This is a genomic window from Nonomuraea sp. NPDC049655 (assembly GCF_044465465.1).
Taxonomy (GTDB): Bacteria; Actinomycetota; Actinomycetes; order Streptosporangiales; family Streptosporangiaceae; genus Nonomuraea.
The window spans coordinates 239,560-257,909 of record NZ_JBITLS010000014.1; the positions used below are offsets into that span (position 1 = coordinate 239,560).

Below are 18,350 nucleotides of genomic sequence, written 5' to 3' on the forward strand. Positions count from 1 at the left end.
AAAAGGTGCGGCTGGAACATCCGCCCTCGACCTGCGGCTTCGTAACCTCGACAGCATGGACATCGACACCGGGCTGCTGCCCGCCTTCGCCCGCGGCTGCGCCGTGCTGGGCTCGGGCGGCGGCGGTCCCGTGACCATCGCCCGCGCCGCGGCGCTGCAGGCGCTGGAGGACCACGGGCCGGTACGCGTCGTGCAGCCCGCCGAGCTGGACCCCGAGCTGCTGGTCATGCCCGTGGGCACCGCGGGCTCCTCGGCCGTCATGTCCGAGCGCGTCGGCGGCACCGACGAGCCCGTCTACCTGCGCGACAAGATCGAGGAGCTGTACGGCGCGCCCGTCGGCGCGGTGCTGGCGAGCGAGATCGGCGGCGCGAACGGCTGCCTGGCGGTGGCCTGGGCGGCCCGCGTCGGCCTGCCGCTGGTGGACGCCGACGGGATGAGCCGCGCCTTCCCCCGCATGGACCAGACGGTGATGCAGCTGCGCGGCATCGCGCCCACCCCGGCCGTGCTGTGCGACGAGCGCGGCCGGACCGTCGTCGTCGACCGGGTGACCGGCGGCTGGCTGGAACGGCTGGTACGGGCGTCGCTGGAGGCGTTCGGCGGCCAGGTCGCGACCAGCGAGTACATCATGCGCGGCGACCAGGTGGCCGGCGCCACCGCGCTCGGCTCCGTCACCCGGGCCGTGCGCCTCGGGACGCGGCTGCCCGACCCGCTGGTCACCGGCAAGGTCGCCGAGACGGCCGGGTCGATCCTGGTCGAAGGGCTCGGGTACGACCAGGGGCGGCTGGTGCGCGTCCAGGCGGGCAGCGAGTTCCTGGCCGTCGTCGAGGACGGCGTGCCGCTGGCCGTGGTGCCCGACGTGATCGCGATGCTGGACACGCGTACGGGCGAGGTCGTGCAGGCCGAGCAGGTCCGGTACGGGCTGCGGGTCAGCGTGGTGCGCGTCCCCTGCGACCCGGTCTGGCACACCCCCGAGGGGCTGCGGCTGGCCGGGCCGACCGCGTTCGGTCTCACCGGACTTCCCACCCCTCCCCCACCCCAGGCGCCCCCCGCCGCCGCGACGCCGGAAACCCCGGCGGACACGGCCTTCAGCCCCTCCCCCACCGGGTCCACCGGGTCCACCGGGTCTTCCGGGCCTTCCGGGCCCGCCGGACGGGAGGTGGGGGCGTGAGGGCCGGGGTGGACGTCGGGCCGACCAACACCGACGCGGCCGTCGTCGCCGACGACGGCCAGGTGCTGGCCACCGTCAAGATCGCGTCGATCCCCGGCGACCCGGTGGCCGGCGTGCGCGCCGCGCTGGCCCGCCTGCCGATGGACGGCGAGCCGGCCCAGGTCGCCGTCGGCCTGCGTGGCGCCGCGACCGCCGTGACCAGGCGGTCCGGGCTGCGCAAGGTGGCCGTGCTGCGCATCGCGGGCGTGTCGGCGACCGCGGTGCGCCCGCTGTCCGGCTGGCCGCCCGACCTGCGTGCCGCGGTGAACGCCGGCACCGCCGTCGTGGACGGCGGCGGCGGCCTCGACCGCGAGGACCGCACGCCCCTCGACCGCGACGCCGTGGCCCGCTTCGCCGCGGGCGTGGCCGGCACCGCGCAGGCCGTCGCCGTCGCGGGCCTGTTCTCGCCCCTGGACGGCGAGCAGGAGCGCGAGGCGGCCGAGATCGTCCGGGCGGAGCTGGGCGAGGGCGTGCCGATCGCGCTGTCGGCCGACCTCGGCTCGCTCGGCCTGCTGGAACGCGAGAACGCGACCGTGCTGGACGCCGCCCTGTCGGGGTTCGCGGGCGCGGTCTCCGGCGGGCTGGCCACCGCGCTGGCGGGCCTGTGCCCGGGGGCGGCGGTGTTCGTGACCCGCGGCGACGGCACGCTGATGAGCCTGGAGCACCTGGCCCGCCATCCCGGGCTCAGCCTGGGCAGCGGCCCGGCGAGCGTGCTGCGCGGCGCCGGTGCGCTGACCGGGCTCGGTGACGCGGTGGTCGCCGACGTGGGCGCCACCCGCGTCCGGGTCGGCGTGCTGGCCGGCGGCTATCCGGAGGAGGCCGTGGGCGGCGCGGACATCGGCGGCGTGCCCGTCGGGCTGCGCATCCCCGGGCTGATCAGGGTGCCGCGGCCGGTCGACCCGACCGAGCTCGCCGAGGCCGTGGACCGGCTGCAGCCGGGCGCCGGGCTGCTGCCGCTCGTGGTCGTGGGCGGCGGTGAGCACGCCGTGCCGGAGGGGCTGCATCCCGAGCACGGGCCGGCGGCCGGCGCCATCGGCGCGGCGGTCAGCCCGGTCGGCGGCCAGTACGAGCGCATCGTCCGCCTGCCGGACCGCTCGGCGCTGGCGGCGGCGCTCGAACCGGTCGCGGAGGAGGCCAGGGCGGCGGCCGTGCGCGCCGGGGCCGATCCGCGGCGGGTGCGGGTCATCGGGGTGGAGGAGATCCCGCTCGCCTACCTGCCCGGCCCGTTCGTCCGGCTGCGCGCCCGCGCCGCCGGGCCGCCCTCGCTCCTGTGACCGCCCGCCCTTTGACCGGCTGTCTGACCAGCCCTGAGACCTGCCCCGTGACCAGCCCTGTGACCAGCCCTGTGACCGCCTGCTCGTGAGCCTCCGCTCGTGAGCCCCCGCCACGACCCCCCGACGCGAAGGAAGACCACCATGACCGACTCCGACTACCCACTGGAGCGGGTGCCGCAGGCCGCCCGCTACTCCTGGTTCAACGTGGCCGTGCAGCGGTTCGGCCAGCTCTCCGACCTGACGCAGTTCCTGCTGGGCGCCACGCTCGGCGCCGGGCTGTCGTTCTGGGGGGCGTTCTGGGCGTTCACGCTCGGCTCGGTGATCCTGGAGGTGGTGTGCATCTTCGTCGGCATCGCCGGGATGCGCGAGGGCCTGTCCACCTCCATGCTGGCCCGCTGGACCGGCTTCGGCCGGTACGGCTCCACGATCATCGGCGTGATCATCGCCCTGAGCCTGTTCGGCTGGTTCGGCGTGCAGACCGCGGTGTTCGCCTCGGGGCTGCACTCGATCATGTCCTGGCTGCCGCTCTGGGCGTGGGCCATGATCGCCGGCATCGGCGTGACGCTGCTGGTCATCCGCGGGTTCAAGGCGATGGGGATGACGGCGTTCATCACCGTGCCGGCGTTCCTCGGCCTGGCCGGCTGGGCGATGTGGGTGGAAATTTCGCGACATGACCTGGGGTCGCTGGTGGCCTCGCCGCCGTTCGGCGAGCCGATCAGCATCGCGACCGGCGCCACCATCGTGGCCGGCTCCTACATCATCGGCGCGGTGACCACGCCCGACATGACCAGGTTCAACCGCAACACCGGCGACGTCGTCAAGCAGACCCTCGTCGGCATCTCCCTCGGCGAGTACGTGCTCGGCCTGGCCGGCGTGCTGCTGGCCTACGCGGTCAAGTCCTCGGACGTGATCGCGATCATCACGGCCTCCTCCGGCGTGATCGGCGTCATCGTCCTCATCTCGGCCACCGTGAAGATCAACAACTGGAACCTGTACTCCGCCGCGCTCGGCCTGCTCAACGCCGTGGAGTCCACGGTCGGGGTGCGGCTGAACCGGGTCGCCGTCACCATCGGCATCGGCGTCCTGGGCAGCGTGCTGGCCGCCGCCGGGATCCTGGAGCGCTTCACCGACTTCCTGCTGATCCTCGGCGTCATCACGCCCCCCGTCGCCGGGATCATGGTCGCCGAGTACTTCGTGGTGCGTCGCTGGCGCCCGGTGCTGGACGCCTCGCGCGCCACCGGCACGCTCCCCGAGACCGAGCCGACGTGGGTGCCCGCCACGCTGGTCATCTGGGCCGCCGCCGCGCTGGTCGGCTGGCTCAGCGACCACTACCAGTGGATCGGCATCCCCGCCCTGAACTCCCTGATCCTCGCGGGCCTGGGCTACGTCGTCGCGGGCCGGCTCGGCCTGGTCCGCGGCACCCGCGAGGTCCCCGTCGAGCGGCCCGCGCTCACCGTCTGAGAATCGCGCGGCCCCGCGCTCACCGTCCGAGAGCCGACCGGCCCGCGCTCACCGTCCGAGGGTCGCGCGGCCCGCGCTCACCGTCCGAGAAGAGAGTCCTCCTTCATGCGAATCGGCATCGACGTGGGCGGCACCAACACCGACGCCGCCCTCATCGGCGACGACGGCCAGGTGCTGGCCACCGTCAAGTCCCCCACCACCGCGGACGTCACGGGCGGCGTCGCCGCGGCCCTGGCCGGCCTGGGCGCCACCCGGGTGTCCGCGGTGATGATCGGCACCACCCACTTCGTGAACGCCCTGGTGGAGGCCGCCCGGCTGGAGCCGGTCGCGGCCGTCCGGCTCGGCCTGCCCGCCACCGCCGCGCTGCCGCCGCTGGTGGACTGGCCCGACCGCCTGCGCCAGGCGGTCGAGGGCGCGGTCTACCTGTGCCACGGCGGCTGCGAGTACGACGGCGCCCCCATCTCCCCCCTCGACCCGGACGAGCTGCGCGGCGTCGCCGCCGACATCAGGCGGCGCGGCCTGCGCACGGTCGCGATCTCCTCGGTGTTCTCCCCGGTCAGCGACGCCCACGAGCGCGAGGCCGCGCAGATCCTGGCCGCCGAGCTGGGCCCCGAGGTGCACCTGTCGCTGTCCTGCGAGATCGGCCGGGTCGGCCTGCTGGCCAGGGAGAACGCCACGATCGTGAACGCCGCCCTGCGCCCGCTGGCCGGCCGGACCGTGGCCGCCTTCGGCGAGGCGCTGCGGGTGGCCGGGATCGACGCGCCGCTGTTCCTGTCCCAGAACGACGGCACCCTCATGGACGTGGACCAGGCCCGCCGCTACCCGGTGGCCACGTTCGCGTCTGGGCCGACGAACTCGATGCGCGGCGCGGCGTACCTGTCGGGGCTGACCGACTGCGCGGTGGTGGACATCGGCGGCACCACGTCCGACGTGGGCATCCTGGTCGGCGGGTTCCCGCGCGAGGCCGCCGGCGAGGCGCTGGTCGCAGAGGTGCGCACCAACTTCCGCATCCCCGACGTGCTGTCGATCGGCATCGGCGGCGGCTCGCTGGTCGCCGAGGACGGCACCACCGGCCCGCGCAGCGTCGGCTACCGGCTGACCGAGGAGGCGCTGGTGTTCGGCGGCGGCACGCTGACCGCCACCGACCTGGCCGTGGCCGCCGGGCTGGCCGACATCGGCGACCGCGACAGGGTCGCGCACGTCGACCCGCAGCGCCCGCTCAAGCTCATCGCCGAGCGCGTCTCGGAGGCGGTCGACCGCATGCGCACCTCGTCCGCGCCGCTGCCCGTCGTGCTGGTCGGCGGCGGCAGCGTGCTCATCCAGGAGCTGCCCGGCTTCGACGACGTGCGCCGCCCGGCGCACTTCGAGGTGGCCAACGCGGTCGGCGCGGCCATCGCCCAGGTCGGCGGCGAGGTGGACCGGGTCTTCTCCGGCCCCCGCGAGCGCATCCTGGAGGAGGCCAAGAGCGAGGCGATCATCCGCGCCGAGCGCGGCGGCGCCCGCGCGGGCAGCGTGCGGATCGTGGACGTGGAGGAGCTGCCGCTCGCCTACCTGCCCGGCGACGCCACCCGGATCAGGGTGAAGGCCGTCGGCGACCTGGACCTGGAGAAGATCGATGCGTGAGATCGGAATCGACCGGCTGGACGACATGGCGCGCGGCGCCGGGATCCTCGGCACCGGCGGCGGCGGCGACCCGTACGTGGGCAAGCTGCTGGCCCGCGAGGCCATCCGCCGGCACGGCCCCGTGCCGCTGGTGGCCATCGACGAGGTGCCCGCGGACGCGACCGTCGTGGCGGTCTCGGGCATGGGGGCGCCGACCGTGCTGCTGGAGAAGCTGCCGGCGGGCACCGAGGAGCTGACCGCGCTGCGCGCCCTGGAGGCGGTGCTCGGCCGTCCGGCCACGCACATCGTGCCCATCGAGGTCGGCGGCGTGAACTCGATGATCCCGATCGCCGCCGCCGCGCAGGCGGGCCTGCCGATCGTGGACGGCGACGCGATGGGCCGCGCCTTCCCCGAGGCGCAGATGGTGCTGCCGACGCTGATCGGCGTGCCGAACACGCCGATGGCCCTGGCCGACGACAAGGGCAACACGCTGGTGCTGGAGACGGTGTCCAACGTGTGGGCCGAGCGCCTGGCCAGGGCGGCGTGCGTGCAGATGGGCTGCCAGGTCTCCTGCGCCGACACCGTCATGCGCGGCGACCAGCTGCGCGACGGTCTGGTGCCGGCCACGCTGACGCTGGCCGAGGACCTGGGCCGGGCCGTGCGGCTGGCCCGCGCCGGGCACGCCGACCCGGTGGCGGCGGCCCTGGACGTGCTGGGCGGCCTGAAGCTGTTCACCGGCAAGGTCGTGGACGTCGAGCGCCGCACCACCGGCGGCTTCGCCCGCGGCCAGGCCCGTCTGGAGGGCACCGGCACGCTGGAGCTCAGCTTCCAGAACGAGCACCTGCTGGCCCGCCGGGACGGCGAGATCGTGGCCACCACGCCCGACCTGATCTGCGTGCTGGACACCGACTCGGGCGAGCCGGTCACCACCGAGGCCATGCGCTACGGCCTGCGCGTCACGGTCATCGCCGTGCCCTGCGACCCGCGCTGGACCTCGCCGGGCGGCCTGGAACTGGCCGGGCCGCGGTACTTCGGCTACGACTGCGACTACCGGCCGCCGGCCACGACCCCGGCGTAGACCCAGCGGCCGTCCAGCCGGACGAACCTGCTGTGCTCGTCGAGCACGCCCGGCACCCGCCGGTTGACGAAGTGGGCGCGGAACCGCACGGTGCCCTCGGTGTGGACGGGGCTGCCGCCGGTGCTCTCCAGCACCTCCAGCTCCGTCCACGCGACCTTCCTGTCGAGGTCGAGGCGGGCCGGGCGGTCGGCGGGATGCCAGGTGGCCATGAGATAGGCCTCGTCGCCCACGGCGAACGCGCTGAACCTGGACCGCATGAGCGACTCCGCGGTGGGGGCCGACCCCTCACCGCGGTGGTATCTCCCGCAGCAGTCCGCGTAGGACGCGGGCAGACCGCAGGGGCATGGACGAGGAGGCATGCCCCCCATTGTGCCGCCCTCGCGCCGCCTCGCGCTCCGCCCGGCACGGGCGTGCGGGTCAGAGGCGGGCGGCCAGCTCGGTCAGGGTGGCGCCGAGCGGGGCGTCGAGCAGAAGGTCGGCGTCGGCGTCGGCGCCGGTCGGGCCCTGGTTGACGATGGCGACGGGCAGCCCGAGCTCGGCGGCCCTGGTGACGAAGCGCAGCCCCGACCTGATCGCCAGCGACGACCCCAGCACGAGCAGCGAGCGCGCCCCGCCCACGAGCGCGAAGCACTCCGCCACCCGATCCCTCGGCACGTTCTCGCCGAAGAAGATCACGTCGGGCTTGAGCAGACCGCCGCAGGAGACGCAGTCGACCACCTGGAACCCGGCGACCTGGGCGTCGGTGAGGGCGGCGTCGCCGTCGGGGTTGACGCGGCCCTCGGCGGCCCAGCGCGGGTTGGCCGCGCTGAGGCGGCGCTCCAGCTCGGCACGCGGGGTGCGTTCGCGGCACGACAGGCACACGACGCGGTCGAGGCCGCCGTGCAGCTCGATCACCCGGCGCGCCCCGGCGGCCTGGTGGAGCCCGTCGACGTTCTGGGTGACGATGCCGGCCAGCAGGCCGCGCCGCTCCAGCTCGGCCACCGCGCGATGGCCGGCGTTGGGGGCAGCCCGGCCGATCTGCCGCCAGCCGACGTGGCTGCGCGCCCAGTAGCGCCGGCGCGCCTCGGCGCTGCCGGTGAAGCGCTGGTACGTCATCGGCTCGGCACGCCGGGACCGCCCGGTCGGGCCCCGATAGTCGGGAATGCCGGACTCGGTGGACAGCCCGGCCCCGCTGAGCACCACGACGCCGCCACCGGCCACCAGCTCGGCCAGCGACGCCATCGCCGGTGCCGCCACGGGCGCCGTCGCGGGTGCCGTCACGGGTGCTGTCGCAGTCTCTTGCACACCATCCATAATGCCCGGTCAGAGATAGTTGCTGAGCTCGATCAGGTTCCCGTCGGGGTCCCGCAGGTAGACGCTCCTGATGGGGCCGAGCGCTCCGGTCCGCTCCACAGGGCCCTCCTCGATCCCGACGCCGTGCCGGGCCAGCTCGTCCATGACCGTCTCGACGGGGTCGGCGGTGATCAGGCACAGGTCGGCGCTGCCGGGCACGGGCCGGGCCGCCTTCGGCTCGAACTCGCGTCCCGCCTCGTGCAGGTTGATCTTGCTCTGCCCGAACGCCAGCGCCCGCCGCCCCGCGCCGAACGTCACCGCCTCCATCCCCAGCACCGTGGTGTAGAAGCGCACCGCGGCCTCGACGTCGGCGACGGTCAGCACCAGGTGGTCCAGGCGGTCGATCCTCATGTGGTCCCTCGCTCCTCGATCGGCTCTCCATCCCATAGTCTCCGCATCTCGGGACACATGCGCAGCAACTCCCCCAGCGGCCCGCGGCCCGCGACGCGGCCCCGGTCGAGGACGACCACCTGGTCGGCGCGTTCGAGCGCGGCCCGGCGGGAGGAGACCACCAGCAGCGTGGCGGGGCCGTACCGGGCGACGCGCTCCCACAGCAGGTTCTCGGTCCCGACGTCCAGGGCGGACGACACGTCGTCCACGACGAGCAGGTCCGGGGCGCGGACCAGGGCGCGGGCGGCGGTGGCGCGCTGCACCTGGCCGCCGGACAGACGCACGCCCCGGGGGCCGACGACGGTCTCCAGGCCGTCCGGCATGGCGGCCAGGTCGTCCTCGAAGGCGGCCAGTTCCAGGGCGCGGGCCAGGTCGGCGTCGCCCGCGGGCAGGCCGAGGAGCAGGTTCTCGCGCAGGGTCTCCGAGAACAGGCGCGGGATCTGGCTCGCGTACGCCGCCCGTCCCGGCACCAGGAACGCGCCCGGGTCGGGCACCGGGCGGCCGTTCCAGGTGATCGCCCCCGTGTCGAGGGGCAGCAGGCCGAGTACGGCGCGCACGAGCGTGGTCTTGCCCGCGCCGACGGCCCCGGTGACGACGGTGAACGTGCCGCGCCGGAGCGTCAGATCCACGTCGTGCACCCCGCGACCACCGGGGTGCACGACGCTCAACCCACGTACCTCCAGCACCTCCAGCGTCGTCGGCGCGGTCGGCGGCCCCTCCCCGCCCGAGGGCGGTTCCATGGGCGGTGCGGGGAGGCGGGGGGCGCGCCTCAGGGGCGACCTTCCCGAAGGCGGGGGCGAGGTGGGACTGAGGTGCGGGCTCGGGGGCGGTCCTTCCGGGCCTGGGGCGGGACGGAGGTGGAGGGGGTGGTCGCGGGTCAGGTCGGGGGTGTCCTGGTGGGGGGCGAGCAGGGCGGTCAGGCGTTCGGCGGAGACGTCCGCCCTGGGCAGGCGGTACAGGATGGAGCCGATGGTGCGGGGCAGCGCGGTGAGCCAGCCGACGTAGCTGGTGAACAGCGCGAGGTCGCCCACGGTGAACTCGCCGCGCCGCATCGCCCCGGCGGCCAGCAGCAGCACGACGCCGACGCCCAGCTCGACCGTGGTGCCCGTGGCGGCCTCCAGCAGGTCGGTGGCCAGGCGGCTGCCTACGGCGGCGTCCCGGCGGCGGGCGTTGAGCGTGCGCAGGCGGTCCAGCGCCGCCCGCTCGGCCCCGGCCGTCTTCAGCGTGAGCACGCCGCCGAACAGTTCGCCGACGAAGGCCGTCACGCCCGCGCCCAGTTCCCTGGCCCGCTGGTGCCGCCGTCTGATCACCCGTCCCATGAGCCTGCTCAGCACGCCGATCGCGAGCATCGGCACGACCAGCGTCACGGTGACCACGGGGTCGATCGAGACCATGACCGCCAGCGCCACCCCGCCGAACAGCACGCCTCCGGCCAGGGGGACGGACTCGTCGGCGAGCTCGACCAGCTCGGCCACGTCGTCACGCAGCCGGGCCAGCGACTCGCCCGGGGAGCGCGGCAGCCGGGCGGCGACCGGGCCGCGCGCGGTCAGCACCGAGCCCAGGACGTTGGCGCGCAGCAGCGTGGCCGCCGCGTCCCACCAGTAGGAGCCGTAGGACCAGGCGAACACCAGGACGATCCCGCGGACCAGCTCGACGCCCGCGAACGCCGCGCACAGCCACAACGACTGCCGCAACGTCGCCGGGCTGTGCCCGCTGATCTGGTCGAAGAGCTGCCGCAGCACGAGGCCGCCGCCGAGCGGCAGCACGTGGACCGGCAGCCACAGCAGGATCTGCAGCGCGTACAGGCGCACGTCGAAGCCGATCAGGCGGCCCGCCACCGCCAGGGCCCGGCGCGCGCTCACCGGCTCGTCCCGGCGGGGTCCGGGAGCCGGCCGAGCCTAGCCCGGCGCGCGTTCACCGGCTCACCCCCGCGGCGTCCAGGAGCCGGCCGAACCTGCTGCCGGGGTCGGCGGCCAGGTCGGCGCGGCGGCCGTACTCGACGAGCTTGCCGCGTTCCAGCACGGCGATCTTGTCCACGTGCGCCAGCGAGGAGAGCCGGTGCGCGATGAGCACGCCGCTCCGCCCGTCCAGCAGCCGCCGTACGCCGTCCTCGACGTGCCGTTCGGTGGCCGGGTCGAGCCTGCTGGACGCCTCGTCCAGGATCACCAGGCCGGGGTCGGCCAGGAAGGCCCGCGCGAAGGCCAGCAACTGGGCCTCCCCCGCCGACAGGCCGCCCGGCTCGCCGTCGAGCCCGCCGGGCAGCGCGGCCGGCCAGTTGCCCAGCCCCACCCCGGCCAGCACCTCCAGCAGGTGAGCGTCGTCGTGGCGGGGGTCGGTCAGGGCGCCGAACAGCGTGAGGTTGTCGCGGACGCTGCCGTCGAACAGCCGTACGTCCTGGGTGACCACGCCGACCCGGCGGCGCAGCGACTCCGGGTCGCACTCGCGCAGGTCGAGGCCGCCGATCTCGACCGTGCCGCCGGTCGGGTCGTACAGGCGCAGCAGCAGCTTGGCGAGCGTGGTCTTGCCGCTGCCGGTGCGTCCGACCAGGCCCAGGCGTTCGCCGGGGGCCAGGGTGAGGGTGATGCCCGACAGCGCGGTCTCGCCGTCGTCGGGGTAGGCGAAGCTCACGTCGTCCAGCCGCAGGCCGAGTGCGCCCGAGGCGGGCAGCGGCCGGGGCACGGCGCGGACGGGCAGCGCGGGCCGCTCGGCCAGCAGGGAGCCGATGCGGGCGAACCCGGCCAGCGCCCCCTGGAACTGCCTGAGCTGGTCGATCAGCCGCTCGAACGGCGTGCGGATCATCAGGGTGTACTGGAAGAGCAGCACGGCGGTGCCGACCGTCAGCGCCCCGGCGTCCAGCAGCCAGGCGGCCAGGGCGAGCATCAGCGCGGTCCCGGCCGCGAACGCCACGTTCGTGGCCGCGAGCAGGCCGCCCGCGATGCGCGAGCCGTGCCACTCGGCGCGGAACCAGGCCCCGGCGACCTGGTGGAAGCGGCCGAGCGCGTGCCCGCCCGCGCCGTTGGCCCGCAGGTCCTCGGCTCCGGCCAGCCGCTCTTCGAGGTGGCCGTAGAGCGCGGCGCTCGCCTCCCGCGACCGGGTCGCCGACGGCACGGCGAGCCGCTGCGCGCCCGTCATGGCGAGCCCGGTCAGCAGACAGTAGGCCAGCAGCGCCGCGCCCAGCCGCCAGTCGACGGTGAACACGACGGCGAGCACGCCGGCCAGCAGCAGCAGCCCGGCCACGACGTCGAGGACGAAGGCGACGACGAAATCGGCCACGGCCGCCACGTCGCCGTCGACGCGTTCGATCAGCTCGCCGGGCGAGTGGCGGGCGTGGAAGGCCAGGTCGAGGCCGAGCACGTGCCCGGCCAGGTGTTCGCGCAGGCGGTTGGTGCCGTCCCAGGCCAGGCGGCCGGCGAGCCAGGCGGCGGCCATGCGGGCGGCCTGACCGGCGGCGGCCAGGGCGAGGTAGCCGAGCGCGATCACGATCAGGTGGCGCAGCCCGGCGCCGCCGGCGGCGTCGTCGACGAAGCGGCGGGTGACGTGGGGCGCGGCCAGCGGCAGCGCGGTGGCCGCGGCGGTGGCGGCGCCCAGCGCGAGCGCGGCGCGCGGGCCGGGCCGCAGGTGGCGCAGGGCCTGCCGGGCGGGTCTAGCTACATGCGGACGTGTCCTGGTGAGCGGGGATCTCAAGAAGCGTCATGCCCTCTGTAGAGGTGGGTGTCCTGTGCTGGGAGGTCATGAACGCTGTCCTCATCGATCCGCTCCTTCGTCCGGCGATCGGTGCCGCCGGGAAGTACAACAGCCGCCCGCGCCGCGCCGCAACCGGTTTTGGCCGCCTACGGGATCTATACGCCGCCTATACAGCCGCTGCTCACGCTGAGCACCGAACGGCCTTACACCCCCCGCGGAGGTTGGACGGTGTTGAAGAAACCCAGGCGGCTGACTCCCTTACCGCCGCTCGTCGTCCTGTTGCTGACATCCACGGCCCTCGTGCCGCTTCCCGCGCGGGCCGCCCCGCCCGCGCCCGCCAAGGCGCGGGCGGCGGTCGCCTGCCCGGACGAGATGCCCACCGAGATCTCCGCCCGGCTGGCCGCCGCGGTCTGCGGCAAGCGGATCAGGGCGGTCTCGCTGACCACCGAGACCGACGAGTTCTTCGTCAACCCGGCCGGCACGGTCACCCAGGAGCACCGCTACCGCCCGGTCCGGGTCAAGCGGGGCGAGGCGTGGGTGCCCGCCGACCCGACGCTCGCGGCGAGCCAGGACGGCACGGTCGCGCCGAAGGCCGCAGCGGTCTCCTACAGCTTCTCCGGCGGCGGCGACGGCCCGCTGGTCACCGCCGCCGAGCGGGGCACCCGCCTCACGCTCGGCACACCGCTCGGCTCCCTGCCCGAGCCGGTGCTGGACGGCGCCACCGCCACCTACCCCGACGTGCTGCCTGGCGTGGACCTGGTGCTGACCGCGGACGTGGACGGCTTCGCCGAGAAGCTCGTCGTCAAGACCCGGCAGGCCGCGGCGAACCCGGCGCTGAAGGAGCTGACGTTCGCCACGTCGGTGAAGAAGGGCGAGGTCAGGACCGACAAGCACGGCAACGTCTCGATCCTCGACGCCAAGGGTGAGCCGGTGTTCGGCTCGGCGGCGCCGGAGATGTGGGACGCCGCCACCGAGTCGGCCATGACCCGCAACCCGGCCACCCCGGTGCTGGCCGCCCAGCCGGGCCGGCGGGCCAGGATGGGCGTGCGACTGTCGGGCCGCGAGCTGCGCGTCACCCCCGACGCCGCGCTGCTGGCCGACCCCGCCACGGTCTACCCGGTGACGATCGACCCGAGCTTCACCTCGGCCAAGTCCGGCTGGACGTACGTGGACTCGGCCTATCCCACCAGCGCGTACTGGAACTCGGCGAACGACGCGACGGCCGGCACCAGCAACGGCGGCGGCTACAAGCGGCGCTCGTTCTTCAACATGGGCCTGTCGGGCCTGGCCGGCAAGCACATCACGGCGGCCACGTTCAACATCAAGGAGACGTGGGCCTGGTCCTGCTCGGCGCGGAACGTCGAGCTGCACAGGACCGCGGCCGTCGGCTCGGGCACGACGTGGAACAACCAGCCCGCCTCGAACCTGAACATCGGCGCCAAGAACGTCGCCTACGGCTGGTCGTCGGCCGGTCAGGGCGGCGCGTCGAGCTGCCCGGCGGCCTGGGTCGGCTGGGACGTCACCAGCGCGGTGCAGAGCGTGGTGAGCGCGAACGGCACGTCGGTCACCTTCATGGTCAAGGCCGGCAGCGAGACCGACAACTACTACTGGAAGCGCTTCGCCAACAACCCCAACATCGCGATCACCTACAACTCGCTGCCGGGCACGCCGTCGGCCCTGGCCGTCGCGCCCTGCTCGGTGTGCGCCAGCCCGGCCGTGGTGGGCGCGGCGCAGCCGACGCTGTCGGCCAAGGTGAGCGACGCCGACGGGCAGGCGCAGCGGGCCGACTTCGAGATCTGGACGGCCGACCACGCGACCAAGGTGACCGGCGGCTCGGCCGCGAACGTGGCGAACGGCGCCACCGCCTCCTGGAAGGCCGGCACGGCCCTGGCGAGCACGTCGTACGCCTGGCGGGTGCGCTCGCACGACGGCACGGACTACGGCCCCTGGTCGGCGTGGTTCGCCTTCACGGTGGACGCCGCCCCGCCGCCCGCCCCCGAGGTGTCCTCGAACGACTACCCGGAGGACGCCTGGGCCAAGGGCGCCGGTCAGGCCGGCCAGTTCACCGTCACGCCGGCCTCGGCCGACGCGTCCTCGGTGTTGTGGTCGTTCGACGGCGGCGCACAGCAGTCCGCCGCCAATTCCGGCGCGCCGCACACGGTGAGCTGGACGCCGCCCGCCGACGGCCCGCACACGCTCAAGGCGTGGGTCAAGGACAAGGCGGGCAATCTGTCGGAGGCGACGACGTACGCGTTCAACGCGGGCGGCTCGGCGGTCACCTCGCCCAAGGACGGGCAGTCCACCGCCCGCCGGACGGTCCTGTCGGCCACCGGCAGCGCGGGGCTGAGCGCGGTCGCCTTCTCCTACCGGCGCGGCGAGGCCGACTCCTGGCACCAGGTGCCCGCGGCCGACGTGCGCAGGAAGTCCGACGGCTCGGCGGTCGCCTGGCCGGTGGCGATGAGCGCGGGCGCCTCACCCGAGCTGCTCTGGGACACCACGCACACGCTGACCGAGGACGGCTCGATCGAGATCAGGGCCGAGTTCGTCACCTCCTCGGGCACGGCCGCCTCCCAGCCGGTGGACCTGGTCGTGGACCGGGACGGCGAGGGCGCCTCCACCCAGCCGGTCGGCCCCGGCTCGGTCAACACGCTGACCGGCGACTTCAGGATGGCCGCCACGGACGCCAACGTGTACGGCATCGGCCTGATGCGCTCGTTCTCCTCGCGTGACCCGCGCAAGGGCTCGGCGCTGCCCGGCGTGGCGGCGATCTTCGGCACCGAGTGGACGCCGACCGGGCTCGCCCAGTCGGGTCAGGGCACGTTCGCCCAGCTCCGGGCCACCTCCGCCACCTCGGTCGAGCTGAGCGGCGAGGGCTCTGCGGTGGCCTTCACCAAGAACGCCGACGGCTCGTACGAACCGCAGCAGGACGCGGCGAGCCTGAAGCTGACCTTCGACGCCGCGGCCGACCGCTACACCCTGTCGGACACGAACTCGGCCGAGCGCACGGTGTTCGCGAAGGTGGACGCCGCCGCGCCGATCTACCTGGTGCGGGCGGTCTACCCGGCCAGCGGCAAGGGCAGCACGGCGTTCGTGTGGCAGTCGGTGACCGGCTCGGACGGCAAGGCGCTGGCCCGGCCGGTCAAGATCATCGCGCCGTCGTACACGCAGGCCGACTGCGACGTGGACACGCTGGCGAGCCTGCCGCAGGGCTGCCGCCTGATCAAGCTGGACTATGCCACGACCACGACCGCGGGCGCGCAGCTCGGCGACGTGGCCGGGCAGGTCAAGGCGATCAGCCTGTGGGAGGGCGGCGCGAGCGCGCCGCTGGGCCTGTCGGAGTACCGCTACGACGACCTGGGCCGTCTGCGCGAGCAGTGGAACCCGGCCACCCCCGACATCAGGACGCGCTACGACTACGACCTCGGCGGCCGGGTGAACCGCTACACCCCGCCCGGCGAGCTGCCGTGGACGTTCGGCTACGGCAAGGCGGGCAACGCCGACACCGCCGCGGACGGCATGCTGCTCGCGGTCTCCCGCCCGACGCTGCGGCCCGGCACGCCGAGCGAGACGAACGGCACCGCGGTCACGTCGGTGGTCTACGACGTGCCGATCAGCGGGACGGGGGCGCCGTACGGGATGAGCGAGACGGCCACGGCCGCCTGGGGGCAGAGCGACTCCCCGGTGGACGCGACCGCGATCTTCCCGGCCGACCAGGTGCCGGCCAACCACACCGGGCGCGGCGGCCTGGCCGCCTCCGACTACGGCCGGGCCACGATCACCTACCTGAACGCCTCCGGGCAGACGGTCAACCGGGTGGAGCCCGGCGGCGCGGTCTCCACCAGCCAGTACGACGCGCAGGGCAACACGGTGTTGTCGCTGTCGGCCGGCAACAGGGCGCTCGCCCTGGCCCAGACGCCGGACGCGGGCGCCGAGCTGACCCGGCTCGGGCTGCTCAACGCCTCGCCCGCCGACCGGGCGCGGCTGCTGGCCGAGGAGTCCGCCTACAGCTCCGACGGGCAGCGGATGGTCTCCGAGCTGGGCCCGCTGCACCTGGTCACGCTGAACGGCACGCAGGTCGCGGCCAGGAAGCACACGGTCAACACCTTCGACGAGGGCCGGCCGGCCGACGCCAAGGTGTCGAACCTGGCCACGACGGTGGCGGTGGGCGCGTACGTGCCCGGCGCGACCTCGGACGCCGACGTGCGGACGAGCCGGACATACTACGACTGGAACACCGGCAAGAGCGTCAGGACGGTGGAGGACCCCGGCGGCCTGGCGATCACCAAGACGACCGCGTACGACTCCGACGGCCGGGTGGTCGCCACCACGATGCCGAAGTCGTCGGGCGACGACGCGGGCACCACGACCAGCGAGTACTACACGGCCGACGGCGCCGGCGCGTGCGGCGGCAAGGCCGAGTGGGCCGGGCAACTGTGCCGGACGAGGTCCAAGACGGGCGTCGGCGACAGCGGCACCCGTCCGGCCGAGCTGGTCACCAAGGTGTACGCCTACGAGCCCGGCGGCCGCGTGTCGTCGGTGACCGAGACGGCCAACGGGGTGACCAGGACCACGACGACCACGTACAACCCGGCGGGCGACATCGTGAAGACCGTCGTGTCCGGCGGGGCCGGGACGGCGGTGCCCGAGGTGAGCACCACCTACGACGCGGCCGGGCGCGGGGTCAGGACCACGGCCTCCAACGGCACCTCGATCACCCGCGAGTACGACGCGCTGGGCCGCCAGACGTCCTACACCGACGCCGACGGCGGCGTGACCAGGGTCGAGTACGACGCCCTCGACCGCATCACCAGGAAGACCGACGGCGCGCCCTCGACGGTCACCTACGCCTACGACGACGTGCGCGGCGCGCTGGCCACCATGACCGACTCGGTGGCCGGGACGTTCACCGCCACGTACACCGTCGACGGCTCGATCAGCCACGAGAGCCTGCCGGGCGGCCTGTCCTACGACCTGGCCCGGGACCCGTCCGGCGCGCCGGTCTCGCGGGTCTACCGGACGGCGGCGGGGACGCGGCTGCTGGACGACTCGGTGACCTGGTCGATCCACGGCCAGCAGGTGAGCCACAACGGGCTGTCCGCCCAGAGGATCGGCTACGACAGGCTGGGCCGGATCGCCTCGGTGGACGACACCGTGAGCGGCCTGTGCTCGCGCCGGGCCTACGGCTACGACGCCAACTCCAACAGGACGGGGCTGACCACGAGCGCCTGCGACGGCTCGGGGGCGGTCACCGAGAACCACGCCTACGACGGCGGCGACCGGCTGGCCGACGCCGGCTACGAGTACGACGCCTACGGCCGCACCACGGCCACGCCGGCCGGGCTGAAGGCGGAGTACTACACCACCGACCTGGTCCGGCAGATGACGTCGGGGGCGGTGCGGCAGTCGTACACGCTGGATCCGGAGCTGCGCCGCAACACCACCACGCTGGAGCAGCTGTCCGGCGGCACGTGGAGTGCGGCCGGCAAGCGGGTCGAGCACTTCGACGCCGACGACGACACGCCCGCCTGGGTCGTGGAGGGCGGCGCGGTCACCAGGAACGTGCACTCCATCTCCGGCGGCCTGGCCGCGGTCACCTCGGCGACCGGCGACGTGCGGCTGCAGCTGACGAACCTGCACGACGACATCAACGTGGTCTACGCCGACGGCGTGCCGCTGGCGCTGGACTTCGACGAGTTCGGCAACCCGCGCGCCGGTCAGCCCGCGATGCGCTACGGCTGGCACGGCGCGGCCGAGCGGGCCGCCGACACCCCCGACGGCACGATCCTCATGGGCGTGCGGCTCTACCAGCCCAAACTGGGACGGTTCCTGCAGACCGACCCGGTGGAGGGCGGCAGCGCCAACGCCTACGACTACGCCAACCAGTCGCCGACCTCCAACGCCGACCTGGACGGCAAGAAGTGGTACTGGTGCACCAACTTCTGGCACTTCGCCTTCAACCACTGCGGCGTCAGCTACGCCTACTACCACGGCAGCTGGCGTTACGTGCAGTGGAAGAAGACGCCGGCCGGCTGGTGGGTGCGCGGCGTGTACTACGACTACTGCACCAAGTCACCCGACAAGCCGCTCGGCTACGACTTCCGCCAGGCGTGCATGATGCACGACTACGGGTACGCCCTGCGCAACATGGGGTATATCCATAGCAAGTACCAGGTGGACTACATCTTCTATTACGTCCTGTACTGGGGCGTCTGCTCCCACTACTTCTTCAGGGGGACATGTCGCCGCATCGCGTACGCGTACTTCCTTTCGGTGGTCGCCTTCGGCCACCCGTGACCTAGGATGAGCCACCGGCGGGAGCTAC

11 protein-coding genes are annotated in these 18,350 nt (G+C 74.2%); 6 read left to right on the plus strand and 5 right to left on the minus strand.

What is annotated here, in order from left to right; translation table 11 throughout:
• Positions 1-55 precede the first annotated feature (55 nt).
• From ACIBQ6_RS38490 to ACIBQ6_RS38510, 5 genes are all read left to right on the plus strand, one after another.
• Entirely contained in the window at positions 56-1,168 is a 1,113-nt protein-coding gene (locus ACIBQ6_RS38490; RefSeq protein ID WP_397218124.1) for a DUF917 domain-containing protein, read from the plus strand.
• A complete protein-coding gene (locus ACIBQ6_RS38495; protein ID WP_358300034.1) occupies positions 1,165-2,481 on the plus strand; it encodes a hydantoinase/oxoprolinase N-terminal domain-containing protein in 1,317 nt (438 codons plus the stop codon). Before ACIBQ6_RS38490 ends, ACIBQ6_RS38495 begins: the two co-directional genes overlap by 4 nt.
• A gap of 141 nt (positions 2,482-2,622) precedes the next feature.
• Positions 2,623-3,942, plus strand: a complete 1,320-nt coding sequence (locus tag ACIBQ6_RS38500; protein WP_352329663.1) for a cytosine permease — start codon at positions 2,623-2,625, stop codon at positions 3,940-3,942.
• A 105-nt stretch (positions 3,943-4,047) separates the two neighbouring features.
• The gene (locus ACIBQ6_RS38505; RefSeq protein WP_358300037.1) at positions 4,048-5,565 is read left to right on the plus strand and encodes a hydantoinase/oxoprolinase family protein; all 1,518 of its coding nucleotides are present in this window, start codon (positions 4,048-4,050) and stop codon (positions 5,563-5,565) included.
• On the plus strand, positions 5,558-6,622 hold the full coding sequence (locus tag ACIBQ6_RS38510) for a DUF917 domain-containing protein (protein WP_358300040.1): 1,065 nt from the start codon (positions 5,558-5,560) through the stop codon (positions 6,620-6,622). Before ACIBQ6_RS38505 ends, ACIBQ6_RS38510 begins: the two co-directional genes overlap by 8 nt.
• Here ACIBQ6_RS38510 and ACIBQ6_RS38515 read toward each other — a convergent pair.
• The 5 genes from ACIBQ6_RS38515 to ACIBQ6_RS38535 all read right to left on the minus strand — a co-directional run bounded on the left by ACIBQ6_RS38515 (position 6,592) and on the right by ACIBQ6_RS38535 (position 12,028).
• A complete protein-coding gene (locus ACIBQ6_RS38515) occupies positions 6,592-6,879 on the minus strand; it encodes a YchJ family metal-binding protein (RefSeq protein WP_358300042.1) in 288 nt (95 codons plus the stop codon). The genes ACIBQ6_RS38510 and ACIBQ6_RS38515 overlap by 31 nt on opposite strands.
• Before the next feature lie 160 nt (positions 6,880-7,039).
• A complete protein-coding gene (locus ACIBQ6_RS38520) occupies positions 7,040-7,843 on the minus strand; it encodes an NAD-dependent protein deacetylase (protein WP_397218233.1) in 804 nt (267 codons plus the stop codon).
• Positions 7,844-7,924: 81 nt separating this feature from the next.
• Complete coding sequence (locus ACIBQ6_RS38525; protein WP_397218127.1) at positions 7,925-8,305, minus strand: VOC family protein; 381 nt, start codon at positions 8,303-8,305, stop codon at positions 7,925-7,927.
• On the minus strand, positions 8,302-10,206 hold the full coding sequence (locus ACIBQ6_RS38530; protein WP_397218129.1) for an ABC transporter ATP-binding protein: 1,905 nt from the start codon (positions 10,204-10,206) through the stop codon (positions 8,302-8,304). The genes ACIBQ6_RS38525 and ACIBQ6_RS38530 overlap by 4 nt, the downstream gene beginning before the upstream one ends.
• Before the next feature lie 52 nt (positions 10,207-10,258).
• Entirely contained in the window at positions 10,259-12,028 is a 1,770-nt protein-coding gene (locus tag ACIBQ6_RS38535; RefSeq protein WP_397218131.1) for an ABC transporter ATP-binding protein, read from the minus strand.
• Positions 12,029-12,256: 228 nt separating this feature from the next.
• On the opposite strand from ACIBQ6_RS38535, the gene ACIBQ6_RS38540 reads away from it, so the two are divergent.
• Positions 12,257-18,322: a phospholipase A2 gene (locus ACIBQ6_RS38540; protein ID WP_397218133.1), complete on the plus strand. Its 6,066-nt coding sequence runs from the start codon at positions 12,257-12,259 to the stop codon at positions 18,320-18,322.
• Positions 18,323-18,350: the final 28 nt, after the last annotated feature.

Excerpts from the sequence above, each read along its gene's own strand:
- ACIBQ6_RS38510 (WP_358300040.1), top strand. The coding sequence starts at position 5,558 with ATGCGTGAGATCGGAATCGACCGGCTGGACGACATGGCGCGCGGCGCC.
- ACIBQ6_RS38505 (WP_358300037.1), top strand. The coding sequence starts at position 4,048 with ATGCGAATCGGCATCGACGTGGGCGGCACCAACACCGACGCCGCCCTC.
- ACIBQ6_RS38515 (WP_358300042.1), bottom strand. The coding sequence starts at position 6,879 with ATGCGGTCCAGGTTCAGCGCGTTCGCCGTGGGCGACGAGGCCTATCTC.
- ACIBQ6_RS38525 (WP_397218127.1), bottom strand. The coding sequence starts at position 8,305 with ATGAGGATCGACCGCCTGGACCACCTGGTGCTGACCGTCGCCGACGTC.
- ACIBQ6_RS38500 (WP_352329663.1), top strand. The coding sequence starts at position 2,623 with ATGACCGACTCCGACTACCCACTGGAGCGGGTGCCGCAGGCCGCCCGC.
- ACIBQ6_RS38490 (WP_397218124.1), top strand. The coding sequence starts at position 56 with ATGGACATCGACACCGGGCTGCTGCCCGCCTTCGCCCGCGGCTGCGCC.
- ACIBQ6_RS38520 (WP_397218233.1), bottom strand. The coding sequence starts at position 7,843 with ATGGCGTCGCTGGCCGAGCTGGTGGCCGGTGGCGGCGTCGTGGTGCTC.